18 protein-coding genes are annotated in these 13674 nt (G+C 59.4%); 11 read left to right on the top strand and 7 right to left on the bottom strand.

Annotation, left to right across the window (positions count from 1 at the left end):
* Nucleotides 1-69: 69 nt before the first annotated feature.
* Nucleotides 70-492: a Kazal-type serine protease inhibitor family protein gene (locus tag ASD64_RS13210; protein WP_056105660.1), complete on the bottom strand. Its 423-nt coding sequence runs from the start codon at nucleotides 490-492 to the stop codon at nucleotides 70-72.
* A 447-nt stretch (nucleotides 493-939) separates the two neighbouring features.
* Between ASD64_RS13210 and ASD64_RS13205 the strand changes: the two genes are divergently transcribed.
* From ASD64_RS13205 to ASD64_RS13195, 3 genes are all read left to right on the top strand, one after another.
* The gene (locus ASD64_RS13205) at nucleotides 940-1152 is read left to right on the top strand and encodes a cold-shock protein (protein ID WP_056105977.1); all 213 of its coding nucleotides are present in this window, start codon (nucleotides 940-942) and stop codon (nucleotides 1150-1152) included.
* A 217-nt stretch (nucleotides 1153-1369) separates the two neighbouring features.
* Complete coding sequence (locus tag ASD64_RS13200; protein WP_056105658.1) at nucleotides 1370-1582, top strand: cold-shock protein; 213 nt, start codon at nucleotides 1370-1372, stop codon at nucleotides 1580-1582.
* Between the two features lie 146 nt (nucleotides 1583-1728).
* Complete coding sequence (locus ASD64_RS13195; RefSeq protein ID WP_056105656.1) at nucleotides 1729-2127, top strand: BA14K family protein; 399 nt, start codon at nucleotides 1729-1731, stop codon at nucleotides 2125-2127.
* A gap of 59 nt (nucleotides 2128-2186) precedes the next feature.
* Here the strand turns inward: ASD64_RS13195 and ASD64_RS13190 are convergent, their stop codons facing one another.
* The 3 genes from ASD64_RS13190 to ASD64_RS13180 form a co-directional block, all read right to left on the bottom strand.
* Nucleotides 2187-2828 carry an MBL fold metallo-hydrolase gene (locus ASD64_RS13190; protein ID WP_056105654.1) on the bottom strand — a complete coding sequence of 214 codons (642 nt, stop codon included), beginning with the start codon at nucleotides 2826-2828 and terminating at the stop codon, nucleotides 2187-2189.
* A gap of 126 nt (nucleotides 2829-2954) precedes the next feature.
* Nucleotides 2955-3266, bottom strand: a complete 312-nt coding sequence (locus tag ASD64_RS13185) for a hypothetical protein (protein ID WP_056105652.1) — start codon at nucleotides 3264-3266, stop codon at nucleotides 2955-2957.
* Between the two features lie 147 nt (nucleotides 3267-3413).
* Nucleotides 3414-4307: a branched-chain amino acid aminotransferase gene (locus ASD64_RS13180; protein ID WP_056105651.1), complete on the bottom strand. Its 894-nt coding sequence runs from the start codon at nucleotides 4305-4307 to the stop codon at nucleotides 3414-3416.
* Between the two features lie 249 nt (nucleotides 4308-4556).
* Here ASD64_RS13180 and ASD64_RS13175 point away from each other — a divergent pair, with 249 nt between their 5' ends.
* From ASD64_RS13175 to ASD64_RS13165, 3 genes are read left to right on the top strand one after another with little or no spacing between them, the layout of a single operon-like run.
* The gene (locus ASD64_RS13175; RefSeq protein ID WP_056105649.1) at nucleotides 4557-5069 is read left to right on the top strand and encodes a MarR family winged helix-turn-helix transcriptional regulator; all 513 of its coding nucleotides are present in this window, start codon (nucleotides 4557-4559) and stop codon (nucleotides 5067-5069) included.
* A 23-nt stretch (nucleotides 5070-5092) separates the two neighbouring features.
* Nucleotides 5093-5812, top strand: coding sequence for a response regulator (locus ASD64_RS13170; RefSeq protein ID WP_056105975.1), 720 nt, complete (start codon nucleotides 5093-5095; stop codon nucleotides 5810-5812).
* A 56-nt stretch (nucleotides 5813-5868) separates the two neighbouring features.
* The gene (locus ASD64_RS13165) at nucleotides 5869-7281 is read left to right on the top strand and encodes an ATP-binding protein (protein WP_082549980.1); all 1413 of its coding nucleotides are present in this window, start codon (nucleotides 5869-5871) and stop codon (nucleotides 7279-7281) included.
* Between the two features lie 17 nt (nucleotides 7282-7298).
* On the opposite strand, the gene ASD64_RS13160 is transcribed toward ASD64_RS13165, so the two are convergent.
* The 3 genes from ASD64_RS13160 to ASD64_RS13150 form a co-directional block, all read right to left on the bottom strand.
* The gene (locus ASD64_RS13160) at nucleotides 7299-7658 is read right to left on the bottom strand and encodes a tRNA-binding protein (RefSeq protein WP_056105647.1); all 360 of its coding nucleotides are present in this window, start codon (nucleotides 7656-7658) and stop codon (nucleotides 7299-7301) included.
* A gap of 12 nt (nucleotides 7659-7670) precedes the next feature.
* Nucleotides 7671-8171, bottom strand: a complete 501-nt coding sequence (locus ASD64_RS13155) for a YbjN domain-containing protein (RefSeq protein ID WP_056105645.1) — start codon at nucleotides 8169-8171, stop codon at nucleotides 7671-7673.
* Nucleotides 8172-8493: 322 nt separating this feature from the next.
* A complete protein-coding gene (locus tag ASD64_RS13150) occupies nucleotides 8494-8799 on the bottom strand; it encodes an accessory factor UbiK family protein (RefSeq protein WP_056105643.1) in 306 nt (101 codons plus the stop codon).
* Nucleotides 8800-8939: 140 nt separating this feature from the next.
* Between ASD64_RS13150 and lgt the strand changes: the two genes are divergently transcribed.
* The 5 genes from lgt to ASD64_RS21915 all read left to right on the top strand — a co-directional run bounded on the left by lgt (nucleotide 8940) and on the right by ASD64_RS21915 (nucleotide 13621).
* Nucleotides 8940-9791, top strand: coding sequence for a prolipoprotein diacylglyceryl transferase (lgt, locus tag ASD64_RS13145; RefSeq protein WP_156460134.1), 852 nt, complete (start codon nucleotides 8940-8942; stop codon nucleotides 9789-9791).
* Nucleotides 9788-10876: a class I SAM-dependent methyltransferase gene (locus ASD64_RS13140; RefSeq protein ID WP_056105972.1), complete on the top strand. Its 1089-nt coding sequence runs from the start codon at nucleotides 9788-9790 to the stop codon at nucleotides 10874-10876. Before lgt ends, ASD64_RS13140 begins: the two co-directional genes overlap by 4 nt.
* Nucleotides 10877-10990: 114 nt before the next feature.
* On the top strand, nucleotides 10991-11782 hold the full coding sequence (pgeF, locus tag ASD64_RS13135) for a peptidoglycan editing factor PgeF (RefSeq protein ID WP_056105641.1): 792 nt from the start codon (nucleotides 10991-10993) through the stop codon (nucleotides 11780-11782).
* Nucleotides 11783-11787: 5 nt separating this feature from the next.
* Nucleotides 11788-12939 carry a M24 family metallopeptidase gene (locus ASD64_RS13130; RefSeq protein WP_056105640.1) on the top strand — a complete coding sequence of 384 codons (1152 nt, stop codon included), beginning with the start codon at nucleotides 11788-11790 and terminating at the stop codon, nucleotides 12937-12939.
* A 370-nt stretch (nucleotides 12940-13309) separates the two neighbouring features.
* Nucleotides 13310-13621 carry a hypothetical protein gene (locus tag ASD64_RS21915; RefSeq protein ID WP_320410199.1) on the top strand — a complete coding sequence of 104 codons (312 nt, stop codon included), beginning with the start codon at nucleotides 13310-13312 and terminating at the stop codon, nucleotides 13619-13621.
* Nucleotides 13622-13674: the final 53 nt, after the last annotated feature.

Genomic DNA, 13674 nt, shown 5'->3' with positions numbered 1-13674 from the left:
TTTCGGAAAATCCGCTGCTCAAACATGGAGGTGGACCGCCACTCTGCATCCGTCGGGATGCGCGGCGGTCTAGCAGGGACCGTTGGTGTCCACGATACGCCAGTCGGCCGAGCGCGCCTCGCAGGCGTTCGGGAAGGTGCGCACCGCGCCCCGCCGCGTCGCGCATACCGGCGCATATTCGCGCGTGCAGGCGCGTTGCGGCGGCACCGGGCCGGGTCCCGGCCCCCAGTTTCCACCGCTCTGGCATTGGCCGCCGCTGACGATCCGATAGCCGGAACGGCCCGCCTCGCAGCTGTTGGGGAAGGTTTTCAGGCGCGGCCCCTGCCTGGCGCACACCGGCGCGTATTCGCGCGTGCAGAATTGCGGCCCAGGCCTGGCCGGCGGTGGCGGCCGGTATCCCGGCCCTTCGTCCACAACCACCGTACAGGCGGCAAGGATGCCGGAAAAAAGCACGGCCGCCGCACCGGAAAAAAGCGGGCCTCGAAACTGCATGACATGTCTCCCTGGCAATTTTTACGCGGCAGGGGGCATACCGCCATGCAATCGTCGCAGTTCGCCGTGAAAATACAACTGAAAAGCGAAGGCAATCGCCAAGGTGGCATCTGTGCCTATCCTTGCGCGGATTTGGCCGATGACGCGGCCTCTCCTGCGGCGTAACCCACTACCAACGTAGGGCTTGCCGCTGATGACGCAACCTGCGAGTGGTATCTTGTCACACTCACAATTCCGTGCAATAAATCCACCGTTCGGGCATTTGCCACCCGGAGAGTGGAACGTTTGTACGACCCTATCCCCGATATCGTAAATCTCTGACAGCCCCGTTTTTTGGCGGGGGGTTTTATTGTGCGCAAATGCATGACCGCCGAAACAACCACCGGACTTGCATCCGACCCAGGCGGCAGGACCAATGAAACTGATCGGGTGAAGGAGTTCTCCCAAATGGCCCAGACCGGCACCGTAAAATTCTTCAATACCACCAAAGGCTTCGGCTTCATCACGCCTGACGACGGCGCCAAGGATGTGTTCGTTCACATCTCCGCCATCGAGGCTTCCGGCTTGCGTACCCTCGTCGACGGCCAGAAGGTCACCTTCGACGTCGAGCCCGACCGCATGGGCAAGGGCCCGAAGGCGGTCAACCTTAACGCTGCCTGATCTGCCTTAATTCCAGGCCTGAAAATTTAGACAAAGGGCGCGGCAATCCTGGCCGCGCCCTTTCTTTTTTATGGGCGGCGCGGTCGACAAGACCGAAATTTGAATATCAGCTAGCAAAAAAAGTTTTTCTTGCCGATAGCGGCAAAATAAACGACAAATTGCCGTTCGGGCGTTGCCAGCCCGAAAGCAGACCTATGGGATCATAAGGGAGTTTCCCATGCCGCAGACCGGCACCGTAAAATTCTTCAATCATGCCAAAGGCTTCGGCTTCATCACGCCGGATGATGGAGCCAAGGACGTCTTCGTGCATATTTCCGCAGTGCAAGCATCAGGCCTGCCCGGCCTCGAAGATGGGCAGAAAGTGACGTTCGAGACCGAGCCGGACAAGCGTGGCAAGGGTCCGAAAGCGGTTAACCTCACCGTCGGCTGAGCGCCGCGAGGGAACATTCGAGATTCGGCTGCGTTAAGCGCACGAACTGCCGTTCGTTCAGCCGCCGTTCAGCCACGGTCATCTACTGGTTCGGGCAACACCGGGCTGCGCCCCTGCATCGGCAGGCCGGCAACAAGGAGACCGTCATGAACAGAATTCTCAAGGCCGCAGTTTTGTCCGCCGCAGTCACCGCGACGACGTTGTCCATGCTTCCCGCCGCCCACGCCGACGACTGGCGTTGGCGTCGTCATCATCGTCATAACGACGATGCCATAGCCGCTGGTATTGTCGGTCTCGCCGCCGGTGCATTGATCGGCGGAGCGCTCGCCTCACAGCCGCGCTACTACGAGCCGGAACCGACCTATATCATCCGCGAGCCTCGCCCCGCTCCGGTCCGCCGTTACTATCGTGGCGACTATGGCACATACGAGCCGTGGAGCCCGGAATGGTACCAGTATTGTTCGGACCGCTATCGTAGCTTCAACCCACGCACCGGCACTTTCGTCGGCTATGATGGCCTGAGCCACTTCTGCCAAGCCAACTAAGACCCGAAGGCTAACCGCATTGGAAAAGGCGCGGCTCCACGTCGCGCCTTTTTTAACGCTCAAACAAGGAAGGGATTGGTCCGCCGTTCTTCGCCGAAACCTCCGCCAGGCCCATGGCCGCACAGGAAACCGATATCGTCGCCAAGCGGCAATAGCTTTTCCTTGATCGAACGGATCAGCGCGGCATGGTCCCCGCCCGGCAAATCGGTTCGCCCGATCGAGCCGCGAAACAACACGTCGCCGACATGAGCGAACTTGGCGGCACGATGGTAAAAGACCACATGGCCGGGTGCATGACCGGGGCAATGCAAGACCTCGAACAGGTGTTCGCCGAAAGAGACCGTTTCACCTTCCACCAGAAAGCGGTCCGGCAAACAGTTGCGAACGTGATCGTTGATGCCGAAGCGCTTCGCCTGGTTTTCAAGGTTGGCGAGTAACGGCCGATCGTCTTCACGCGGTCCAATGATGTCGACGCCGAGCGCTTCCTTCAATTCCATGGCGCCGCCGGCATGATCGATATGACCATGCGTGATCCAGATGGCAGTGGCGGTGATGGCATTGTCCTTGAGCATGGCCAGTATCCGCTCGACATCGCCGCCCGGATCAACAACGACACCGATCTTGTCGTCCTGATCGAAAAGGATCGTGCAATTCTGCTGAAACGGCGTGACCGGAATGATACCAGCGTTGAGTTGCCCCATGATGGCTCCTTGTTTTATCGCCGTTGATGTAGGTCCATCCTCTGTCATCGTCCACAGCACAGTCATTGAACCGGAACGAAAAAGGGGCGGCCAAAGCCGCCCCATGGACGCAAGCCGAAGCCGAGCTTACTTTTTCATCGCGTTCATGACTGCGCCGACGACCGCTGTCAGGATGGCACCGCCTCCTGCGCCGCCGACGATGTTGTTGAGGTTGAGCACATCCCCGATCCCACCCGCTGCCGCTGTCGCTGCGGCTGGGTCGATGGCACCGCCACCAAGGAGACTCCCAAGGATCGCTGCGCCGCCAACGCCGCCGATCGCGCCGCTGAGAATCTTGGGAAGCTGGCTCATCGCCGCCTGCTTGACTGCCGCACCTACCGCCTGGCCGCCGATAATACCAGTAACCACCTGAACAATAATCGGAAGAAGCGTTTCCATACTGACATCCCTCCAAGTGTAAAAACCGACTCGCCTGAGCCGATTGCATCATGAGACGCTGAATTCAACGAAAGTCAAATATTGAAAAACAAACGAAAAAGGGGTGACATGAAGCCACCCCTTTGGCAAACCCCGTGGTGTGGAGTGTTATTCTGCCGCGATGGCATGCTTTGGCTGAACGGCCGCCGCATAGTCATGCATCAGGGTCTTGGCGATGTCGCCAACTTCGAAGCGGTACGGGCCGATCTCCGAAACCGGCGTTACTTCCGCAGCCGTACCCGTGAGGAAGCACTGCTCGAACCTCTCCAGTTCTTCCGGCATGATGGTGCGCTCAACGACTTCCAGCCCGCGATCCCGAGCCAAGCCGATGACGGTGCGGCGGGTAATGCCGTCAAGGAAGCAGTCGGGCTTTGGAGTATGGATCTTGCCGTCCTGCACAAAGAAAATATTGGCTCCGGTCGCCTCCGCCACCTGACCACGCCAATCCAGCATCATGGCATCGGCATAACCCTTAGCTTCTGCCGCATGCTTGGAGATCGTGCAGATCATGTAAAGGCCCGCCGCCTTCGACTTCGACGGCGCAGTGCGAGGATCGGGGCGGCGATACTCTGCCATATCGAGCCGAATTCCCTTCAGCTTCTGCGCCGGATCGAAATAGCTCGGCCACTGCCAGATGGCGATGGCGCAGTTGATACGGCTGTTCTGGGCCGACACGCCCATCTGCTCGCTGCCACGCCATGCAATCGGGCGCACATAGGCGTCCTTGAAACCCTGCTTCTTCAACAGAGTGGTGCAGGCGTCATCGATTTCCGCTACCGAATAGGGGATTTTGAAACCAAGGATGCGAGCCGATTCATGGAGGCGCTCGTTATGCTCGGTCAGTTTGAAAATCTCGCCGCCATAAGCGCGCTCACCCTCGAATACTGCGCTGGCATAGTGAAGACCGTGCGTCAGCACGTGGACTTTCGCGTCCTCCCATTTGACGAATTCGCCGTTCATCCAGATAAAACCGTCGAGCTGATCAAAGGGAACGGATGCCATAATAACCTCCCACGGACACCAAATCCGCATAAAACTGAGTGTTGCGTATCGAGCAGGCAGCCGTGAGGCAGCCGCTTTCCGTAAAGCGTAGGCCCATATCGTGACTCTGGCAAACTCAGGAAGTTCCGGAATTCAGACCCCGTCTTGCCTTTTCGGTCGCAATCGGCCCTAAAGCTTGCCAAAAATTACCATCGCAATAAAAATATGTCAACAGTACTGACATATTTTGAGTCCCTTCACAGGATAGCCATGCCGGACCGGAAAAACACGTCAGAAACGCCAATAAGAACAGCGGTCGCCAATGAGGACGGAATCGACTTTGTCCTCATCGAGCTCTTCTTCTTCGCGTATCGCGATTTTACCTCCGATCCGGACCAGATGCTCGCACACTATGGTTTCGGGCGCGCCCATCACCGCGTGTTGCATTTCGTCAACCGAGGACCGGGCCTGACGGTAGCCGAACTGCTTGATGTCTTGAAGATAACCAAGCAGTCCCTGGCAAGGGTGCTCAAACAATTGATCGATGCCGGTCACATCGTTCAATTGCAAGGGCCCCGCGACCGCCGCCAGCGCGAGCTTTATCCAACGGCAAAGGGACGCGCTTTGGCTTTGGCATTGGCAAGGCCACAGTCGCGCCGCATCCATGCCGCATTGCAAGATACCGGAGCCGAAGGCCGGGCATTCATAGAGGGCTTCCTGAAGGCTATGGTCAATCCGGAACTCAGGGCGCAAATTGATGCTCTGCCCAAGGCCCAGGAATGAAGCGAAGACTTTTGGAGGCAGCCATGGAAAGCTCGGAAAGGCTGGATCAGCCGATGGTGCCGGAGGATGACGCCCCTCACCTCCTGGTCGTCGACGACGACACGCGCATCCGCAACCTGCTGAAGCAGTATCTGACCGAAAACGGCTTTCGCGTCACCGTTGCGGGCACCTCGGCCGAGGCACGGCGCAAACTCGTGGGCCTCGACTTTGACCTCCTCGTGCTGGACGTGATGATGCCCGGCGAAAGCGGGGTCGATTTGACCAAGGCACTCAGGGCCGACAAGGACGTTCCCATCCTGATGCTGACGGCACTGTCTGAAACCGACAATCGTATCACCGGGCTCGCTGCCGGCGCCGACGACTATCTGCCGAAACCATTTGATCCGCGCGAGTTGATCCTGCGCATCAACAACATCCTGCGACGTGGAGGTCCCGCCTCGACGCCGAAAATGGAGCAGTTGGTGTTCGGCCCCTATACATTCCAGATTGCCCGGCGCGAACTCAAACGGGGTGGCGAGGTGTTGAAGTTGACCGATCGCGAGCAGGAAATCCTGACCATTTTTGCCGAGCGCGCCGGCGAAACGATCCCTCGTCACGAGTTGGTCGGCGACGATTCGGACGTCGGCGAACGTACCATCGACGTGCAGATAAACCGGTTGCGCCGCAAGATCGAACGCGATCCGTCAAACCCGGTATGGTTACAGACCGTGCGCGGTATTGGGTATCGGCTCAGTGTGGAATAGAGTGCCACAGACGGCAGTCGCGCTGCCGTCTGCCCGTATTCGCAGGCCGGTAGGGAATGGCGACAACAGAATTGCAAGGCCCTCAGCCAGACGGCTTCATTGCGCGTATCTCGCGTGCGATGGCGACATTGCGCAATATGTGGCGGCGGTTCTGGCGCCTCGTATCGCTCTATATGCCGAAACGGCTTTATGCTCGCTCGCTCATCATCATTATCGCGCCGATGATCCTGCTGCAGTCGGTCATCGCCTTCGTTTTCATGGAACGGCACTGGCAGACAGTTACACAACGCCTGTCGCAGGCAGTCACGCGCGACATCGCGGCGGTCATCGATCTCATCGAAACCTATCCGAACGACCCGGACTACGCGAAAATCATCCGCATAGCGCAGGACCGCATGCAGTTGAAGGTCGACCTGCTGCCGCCCGATCCTTTGCCGCCGCCCGGTCCGAAGCCATTCTTCTCGATCCTCGACCAGATCCTGTCGACGGAGATCACACGCCAGATCAACCGTCCGTTCTGGATCGACACGGTCGGCAATTCGAACATAGTGGAGGTACGCGTCCAGTTGGAAGACAAGGTTCTGCGCGTCTTCGTGCGCCGCAGCCAGGCATACGCGTCGAACACCCACATCTTTCTCATTTGGATGGTGGGCACTTCCCTTGTCCTCTTGACCATCGCCATCCCCTTCCTGCGAAACCAGATCAGGCCGATCCTTGCTCTGGCTGCGGCAGCTGAAAGCTTCGGCAAGGGCCGGCCGATGCCCCCCGATTTCCGGCCGCGCGGCGCCGAAGAGGTGCGCCGGGCAGGCTTCGCCTTCATCCAGATGCGCGAGCGGATTGAGCGGCAGATCGAGCAGCGCACGGCAATGCTGACCGGCGTCAGCCACGACCTCAGAACCATCCTCACCCGCTTCAAGCTGCAACTGGCGCTGACCCGCTCCAAGGCCGACATCGAAGCCTTGGGCAAGGATATCGACGACATGCAGTCGATGCTGGAAGGATACTTGGCCTTTGCGCGCGGCGATGCGGCCGAAGATGCCGGCCATTTCGATCTCGATGCCTATTTCCAGAAACTCGGGGAGGAAGCGAAGTTGCGCAAGCGCAAGCTGACTGCCTCCATCGTTGGAGGCCCCGACATTCAGGTTCGCCCCAACGCTTTCGCCCGCTTGATGGCAAATATCGTTGGCAACGCTTTTCGCTACGCCAAGAATGTCGAGATCGCCGCCGTACATGGCAACGGTTCCCTGACCATCACCATCGACGATGACGGTCCAGGCATCACGCAAGAGAAACGCGAGGAGGTATTCAAGCCATTTGTACGACTGGATGATGCCCGAAACCTCGACGCCAGCGGCACCGGTCTCGGTCTGCCGATCGCCCGCGACATAGCGCGTAGCCATGGCGGCGACATCACGCTGGATGAAAGTCCGCTTGGCGGCCTGCGGGCGATCATAAAAGTTCCGGCCTGACGAAAGCCTGTCCGGCCTTAGAAAAGCCTCCCGCCATCGGGAACTTGGCGCTCGATGGCGCCGAGAACCACGGCGCCTTCTTCGTCTGGAAAGCCCAACGTCAGAACCTCAGACATGAACGGGCCGATCTGGCGCGGTGGAAAATTGACCACCGCGAATACCTGTCGCCCGATCAGCATTTCCGGTCGATAGTATTTGGTGATCTGCGCCGACGACTTCTTCACGCCGATCATCGGGCCGAAATCGATCTTCAGTTTGAGCGCCGGCTTGCGAGCCTCTGGAAACGGCTCGGCCTCGATGATCGTGCCGGCTCTGATATCGATCTTGTCGAAATCGGCGAAGCTTATTTCCGCCTTGCGCGCATTGCCCGGGCTCATCTTGAGCAGGGCCTATGCGTTGCCGTAGGTCTCGAACAGCACGCCCGCCAGCGCATCCTTCGCCGAAGTCCCCGACCAGACGACGAACTGGAATGCCTGAAAATAGCATTCACACGCTTCGAGCGCCGAAGACAACAGGACTTCGACTTGCTGGCTCGATGGCTCGACACCGCCGGCAAGCAGCAGGGACTGACGAAACATGATGGCGCCTTCCTGTTCCCACAGGTCGAAATGGCCGAACAGCATCTGCTCGTTGATCAGCGACAACAGCCGCATCACCTCCAGCGCGCGATTTTCAGGCACCTTGATATCGAAGGCGCATGCAAGATGCAGCGCTTCGAAGTCCTCCATCCAGGAGAATGAAACCTGGTATTCCGTCCAGTTCCCGGCAACGGTGATCGATATCTCGTCGTCGCCGGCCCGTTCGAAAGACCAGTCATTATTATGCGCAACTTGCTCGATGACATCCACGGGGTGGATTTCGCGCGAGACTTCGAGTTCGAGGAGTTCCATTAAATGCTTCCTGTCGTTTGGGAGCACCACCACACGCTCCGTGAAGAGGCACACACAACGAACATTCTTGTTCTAGAACTCGGACGGCCTGGACTGCTCGACGCTACACCCCATGACCGGACCCCACCGCCCGGCGCATCATCGCTTCTGCGAATCATGCAACAAATTCAGTCTATTGATCGGGAGTCGCGTGACCAGCCCAATTTTGCGCGTTGCATCATTCCCATGTGGAAAGCCGCTGCGAGGATGATTCACGCAACGGCGGTAAGCGATTCATGACAAAGCGCTTTTTGGGATTATGCTTTGTGGACAAGTTTATTGATTATTTTTTCGCGCGAGGGGCTGCTGAAGCTGTGGATTTGCCCGCCGGCCCGGCAAGCTCGGCCAATCTCGCTTCCAGTGCATCAATACGAGCTGAAAGCCTGGCATTCTCTTCACGGGCCTTTAGCGCCATGTCGCGCGCCGCTTCGAACTCTTCGCGCTGCACCACTTCCATGGAATTGAGGATTCGTTCGGCCTGGCCGCGAAAGGCGGTCTCGACCTCACGCCGTACGCCCTGAGCAGCGCCAGCGGCATCCGTCACCAATTTGGCAAGTTCGTCCAGAATGCGATTCGGGCCGGTCGACATGGCAATACCTCGCTTGCTGGGATTTGACGTAGTGGCCATCTGCCGCGAATGCAAGTGCGCTTGCTTTGCCCCGTCGCTTGACCCTGCCAAAACGCTGCCGCATGGTCCGCGCCGATCGCAAACAACCCGAGGTAACCTCGTTGAGCGCCCACCCCTTGCTCTTGCCGGCCGCATTGCCCTTCCCCGACATCGATCCTGTCATCCTCCAGTTGGGTCCGCTCGCCATCCATTGGTACGGACTGGCCTATGTCGTCGGCATCGTCTTTGCATGGTGGTATGCCAAGCGCCTGGTGACCAACGCAAAGCTTTGGCCTGACGGAACCCTGCCGATGAAGCCCCAGGACATCGACGATTTCGTCGTGTGGGCGGCGGTTGGCGTCGTGCTCGGAGGGCGCATCGGCTACGTGCTTTTCTACGACCTGCCTCGCTACATCGCCAATCCGACCGACATTTTCGCGGTCTGGCAAGGCGGCATGTCCTTTCATGGCGGCATTCTCGGCACGTTGCTGGCGATGACGCTGTTCGCACGCTCGCGCAATATCCATCCCTGGTCGCTCTTCGATGTCGTCGCCGCCGGCGTACCGATCGGTCTCGGCCTCGGCAGGCTGGCCAATTTCATCAATTCCGAATTATGGGGACGCGTGAGCGACGTTCCTTGGGCAGTGGAGTTCCCCACTGGCGGGCCGTTCCCACGCCATCCCAGCCAACTCTATGAAGGATTGCTGGAAGGACTCATATTGTTCTTGGTGCTGCGGTTGCTCACCCATTCGCGCCTGAAGCTGAAGACGCCTCGCTTTGTCTGCGGCGCCTTTGTTGCCGGTTACGGCCTGTCGCGGATTTTCGTCGAGTTCTTCCGTGAACCGGACCAGCAGATCGGCTATCTCTTCGGCGGTTGGCTGACCATGGGCATGATCTTGTCGACGCCGATGGTCCTGATTGGCATATGGGCAATGGCGACGGCGAAACCGTTGGCGCGCCAGCAGGCCGCATGACGCGACTAAAACAGCGCATAGCCGAACTGATCGGGACGCTAGGGCCTATCCCGGTCAGCGAATACATGGCGCTTTGCCTGTTCGATCCGCGCGAAGGATATTACACGACCCGAGAGCCATTTGGCGCAGCCGGCGATTTCATCACCGCTCCCGAAGTTAGTCAGATGTTCGGCGAACTCATCGCAGTCTGGCTTTATCAGGCGTGGTCGGCAATCGGCAGGCCCATGCCTGTCACACTGGCCGAGATCGGCCCCGGGCGCGGCACCTTGATGAAGGACATGCTTCGTACCTTCGAGCGCCTCGACCCGGCGTTTTTCCGAAATGCGGCATTCGCCATGATTGAGGCCAGCCCGCGCCTCGCGGAAACACAAAAACAGACGCTGGCCTCAATGCCTGCAAACGTCTCGTGGCACGAATCCATTGTAACATTGCCTCCGAACCCGCTCCTCATCGTCGGCAACGAATTGTTCGACGCGGTGCCTATCCGCCAGTTTGTCCGCAAAGGTGTCGGCTGGCGCGAACGCATGGTTGGCCTCAGCGACAACGACGATCTGGCATTCTTCTCGGGGGTCGCATCGCTCGATCCGTCCCTGCTTCCCGAAGACGCGCACGATGCGCCCGAAGGCACAATCGTCGAGATCGCTCCTGCCCGCAGCGCGCTTATGGATCTTGTTGCGGCACGTGTCGCAGCAGACGGCGGCGCGGGCCTGTTCATCGACTACGGCCATCTCGAGCCGGGCGTAGGAGACACTCTGCAGGCGATGAAAGACCACGCCTACCAAGACGTACTCGCCAGCCCCGGCGAGGCCGATCTTACCGCGCATGTGGATTTTGCAGCACTTGCCGAAACCGCCCGCGCTCATGGCCTCAGCGCACGCTTGGCGACGCAGGGCGATTTTCTCCTCACCATGGGCCTGCTCGAAAGGGCCGGCCGTCTCGGCGCGAACGCTGACGACGCAGTTCGCGGAAAGATCTCCGGCGAAGTCGAGAGGCTGGCCGGTGCAAGCCAGATGGGAGACCTTTTCAAAGTGCTGGCAATCCTGTCCAAAAATGCGGCGGATGTGCCCTTTCCGGCAAAGAATTGACTTTCGACAACGTGCTGCGCCACTCTCTGACCCAGTGAGTGGGTCTCATGCCGGATTGTCCACATTGCGAGACGCCGGCTTGACGAAACGGTTCGCGGAGACAACAAAGCGCCAATGTTGAATCAGCTTAACCCGGATCCGCTCCGGTCACCCTTGCTTGAAAAGGCAAAGGCGCAAGGCATCCGCCACGGCTATTTTACCCGTGTCGGCGGGATTTCCGAGGGCATCTATCAGGGCCTGAACATTGGCACCGGCTCGGCCGACGACCAAGAGTTGGTGCATGAAAATCGCCGTCGTGTCGCCCAATGGATGGGCGTGCCTGCAAGTCATCTGCTAACCGCACACCAGATCCATTCGCCGCACGTAATTTTGGCCCGGCAGCCCTTCGTCGGGGAAAGACCGAAAGCCGACGCAATCGTTACCGACCGTCCGGGCATCGCCGTAGGAGCCTCGACCGCGGATTGTGGCCCGGTGTTGTTCGCCGATGCCAAAACGCGCGTCGTAGGGGCCGCGCACGCCGGCTGGAAAGGTGCCTTCACCGGGGTGCTGGAAAATACCATTACGGCGATGGAAAGCCTTGGCGCGAGGCGAGAAAACATCGTCGCGGTGCTCGGCCCTTCCATCGGCCCGGCGAACTACGAAGTCGGACCGGAATTCGTCGAACGCTTCACGTCGGCGGACGCGACGAACGCCAGCTATTTCGTACCTTCGGCAAACCCCGGCCATTCACTGTTCGACCTCAACGCCTATACGGTCGAGCGTTTGCGCAAGGCCGGTGTCATTGCCGAAGGCCTTGGCCGCTGCACCTATGCCGAGGAAGATCTGTTCTATTCCTACCGTCGCACGACGCACCGCAAGGAACCGGATTACGGCCGCCAGATTTCGGCGATCGTTTTGGAGAATTGAGAATAATGGCGTTGCATTTCGAACGTTCAGAGTTTGACGCCCGCCGCGACAGGCTGATGATCGAACTGGCAGAGAAGAAACTCGATGCCGTCCTGCTGTTCGCGCAGGAAAGCATGTACTGGCTGACAGGCTACGACACCTTCGGCTTCTGCTTTTTCCAGTGCCTCGTCGTCAAGGCCGATGGCTCGATGACGTTGTTGACGCGGTCGGCCGACTTGCGCCAGGCTCGTCATACTTCGATCATCGACAACATCGTCTTGTGGACCGACCGCGATGGCGCCAATCCGGCCATCGACCTGCGCAACCTGCTCAACGAACTCGATCTGCTCGGTGCCCGCATCGGTGTCGAGTACGATACCCATGGCCTCACCGCCTATAATGGCCGCCGGCTTGACGAGCAACTCCAGACCTTCGGCCAGATCGCTGACGCCTCCGGGATTGTCGGCAGGCTGCGGCTGTTCAAGAGCCCCGTCGAGGTCGCCAAGGTCGAAAAGGCAGCGGGTCTCGCCGACGACGCACTCGACGCGGCACTGCCGCTGATCAAGCAGGGCGGCGACGAAGGGGCCATTCTGGCCGCCATGCAAGGCGCGATCTTCGCCGGCGGCGGTGACTACCCGGCCAACGAATTCATCATCGGCTCCGGAACGGACGCCCTGCTATGCCGCTACAAGGCAGGCCGCCGCAAACTCAACAAGAACGATCAATTGACGCTGGAATGGGCGGGCGTCTTCCACCACTACCACGCGCCCATGATGCGTACGATCCTGACCGGCAAGGTTTCCAAGCGCCATCAGGAACTGTTCGACGCCTCACACGCCGCACTTCTTGCCGTCGAGAAGGTCCTGGCGCCAGGCAACACGTTCGGAGACGTATTCGACGCGCAAGCCCGGACCTTGGAAACTTATGGCCTGACCAAGCACCGGCTCAACGCCTGCGGCTATTCGGTCGGCGCCCGCTTTGCACCCTCATGGATGGACACGCCGATGTTCTACCAGGGCAATCCTGAGCCGATCGCGCCCAACATGACGCTGTTTGCACATATGATCATCATGGATTCGGAAACGGAGACGGCCATGACGCTCGGGCGGACATATCTGACGACCGAGTCGCAGCCCAAGCCGCTTTCGCGCCATGATCTCGACTTGATCGTGCAGTGAAACCACGGTGGCCGGACATGTCCGGGCCGTCAAGGAGTGTTTAGCGCACATGAGGCGATCGCCCATTCCCGCCGTATCAGTGCTCCTTGCGCTCGGCCTTTCAGCTTGCAACAGTTCCGGCGTGCTCGACCCATCCGCCCTTGGCCGGCAAACGGACCCTACGCCTGCTTCCCAGGGTGATTTGGCATCGAAGGTCCCCTCGACGATGGGAACAGAAACAACGCCTGCACGTCCGCCAGCCTCCAGCGCAGCACCAACCACGCCAGTTTCGCCCGGCACACAGGTAGCGCCGCAACAAACCGCTGTGGTTGGCAGGACGCGCCTCCAAATCGCCCCCATTGTCGGCACCTCAGTCGACGCCGCAATACCTTTGACAGAACAACTTCAAACCCAGGCGCGGCAGCGCGGCATCACGCTGGCCGGCAGCATGGACCAGTCTGCCACGCACATTCTGAAGGGCTATTTCTCGGTGCTCACGGAAGGCAAGAACACCACCGTGATCTATGTCTGGGACATCTACGATCCCGCCGGCAATCGCCTTCACCGCATCAATGGCCAGGAAACGGCAGCGACGGTCAATGGCGCGGAAGGCTGGACGGGCGTAGCTCCGGCAACGATGCAGGCTATTGCCAATACGACCATTGACCAATTTTCATCGTGGCTTGGAGGCCGTACCGGCTAACTGGACGTTCAGCCGTCTCGGTCGCGTTTTTATGGGGGTTGCCGGAGGATTAC

The organism is Mesorhizobium sp. Root157, assembly GCF_001427385.1.
Taxonomy (GTDB): domain Bacteria; phylum Pseudomonadota; class Alphaproteobacteria; order Rhizobiales; family Rhizobiaceae; genus Mesorhizobium.
This window is presented reverse-complemented; position numbering and strand designations above follow the sequence as displayed.

Coding starts and splice junctions, on each gene's coding strand:
- ASD64_RS13210 (WP_056105660.1), bottom strand. CDS start 492: ATGCAGTTTCGAGGCCCGCTTTTTTCCGGTGCGGCGGCCGTGCTTTTT.
- ASD64_RS13205 (WP_056105977.1), top strand. CDS start 940: ATGGCCCAGACCGGCACCGTAAAATTCTTCAATACCACCAAAGGCTTC.
- ASD64_RS13200 (WP_056105658.1), top strand. CDS start 1,370: ATGCCGCAGACCGGCACCGTAAAATTCTTCAATCATGCCAAAGGCTTC.
- ASD64_RS13195 (WP_056105656.1), top strand. CDS start 1,729: ATGAACAGAATTCTCAAGGCCGCAGTTTTGTCCGCCGCAGTCACCGCG.
- ASD64_RS13190 (WP_056105654.1), bottom strand. CDS start 2,828: ATGGGGCAACTCAACGCTGGTATCATTCCGGTCACGCCGTTTCAGCAG.
- ASD64_RS13185 (WP_056105652.1), bottom strand. CDS start 3,266: ATGGAAACGCTTCTTCCGATTATTGTTCAGGTGGTTACTGGTATTATC.
- ASD64_RS13180 (WP_056105651.1), bottom strand. CDS start 4,307: ATGGCATCCGTTCCCTTTGATCAGCTCGACGGTTTTATCTGGATGAAC.
- ASD64_RS13175 (WP_056105649.1), top strand. CDS start 4,557: ATGCCGGACCGGAAAAACACGTCAGAAACGCCAATAAGAACAGCGGTC.
- ASD64_RS13170 (WP_056105975.1), top strand. CDS start 5,093: ATGGAAAGCTCGGAAAGGCTGGATCAGCCGATGGTGCCGGAGGATGAC.
- ASD64_RS13165 (WP_082549980.1), top strand. CDS start 5,869: ATGGCGACAACAGAATTGCAAGGCCCTCAGCCAGACGGCTTCATTGCG.
- ASD64_RS13160 (WP_056105647.1), bottom strand. CDS start 7,658: ATGAGCCCGGGCAATGCGCGCAAGGCGGAAATAAGCTTCGCCGATTTC.
- ASD64_RS13155 (WP_056105645.1), bottom strand. CDS start 8,171: ATGGAACTCCTCGAACTCGAAGTCTCGCGCGAAATCCACCCCGTGGAT.
- ASD64_RS13150 (WP_056105643.1), bottom strand. CDS start 8,799: ATGTCGACCGGCCCGAATCGCATTCTGGACGAACTTGCCAAATTGGTG.
- ASD64_RS13140 (WP_056105972.1), top strand. CDS start 9,788: ATGACGCGACTAAAACAGCGCATAGCCGAACTGATCGGGACGCTAGGG.
- pgeF (WP_056105641.1), top strand. CDS start 10,991: ATGTTGAATCAGCTTAACCCGGATCCGCTCCGGTCACCCTTGCTTGAA.
- ASD64_RS13130 (WP_056105640.1), top strand. CDS start 11,788: ATGGCGTTGCATTTCGAACGTTCAGAGTTTGACGCCCGCCGCGACAGG.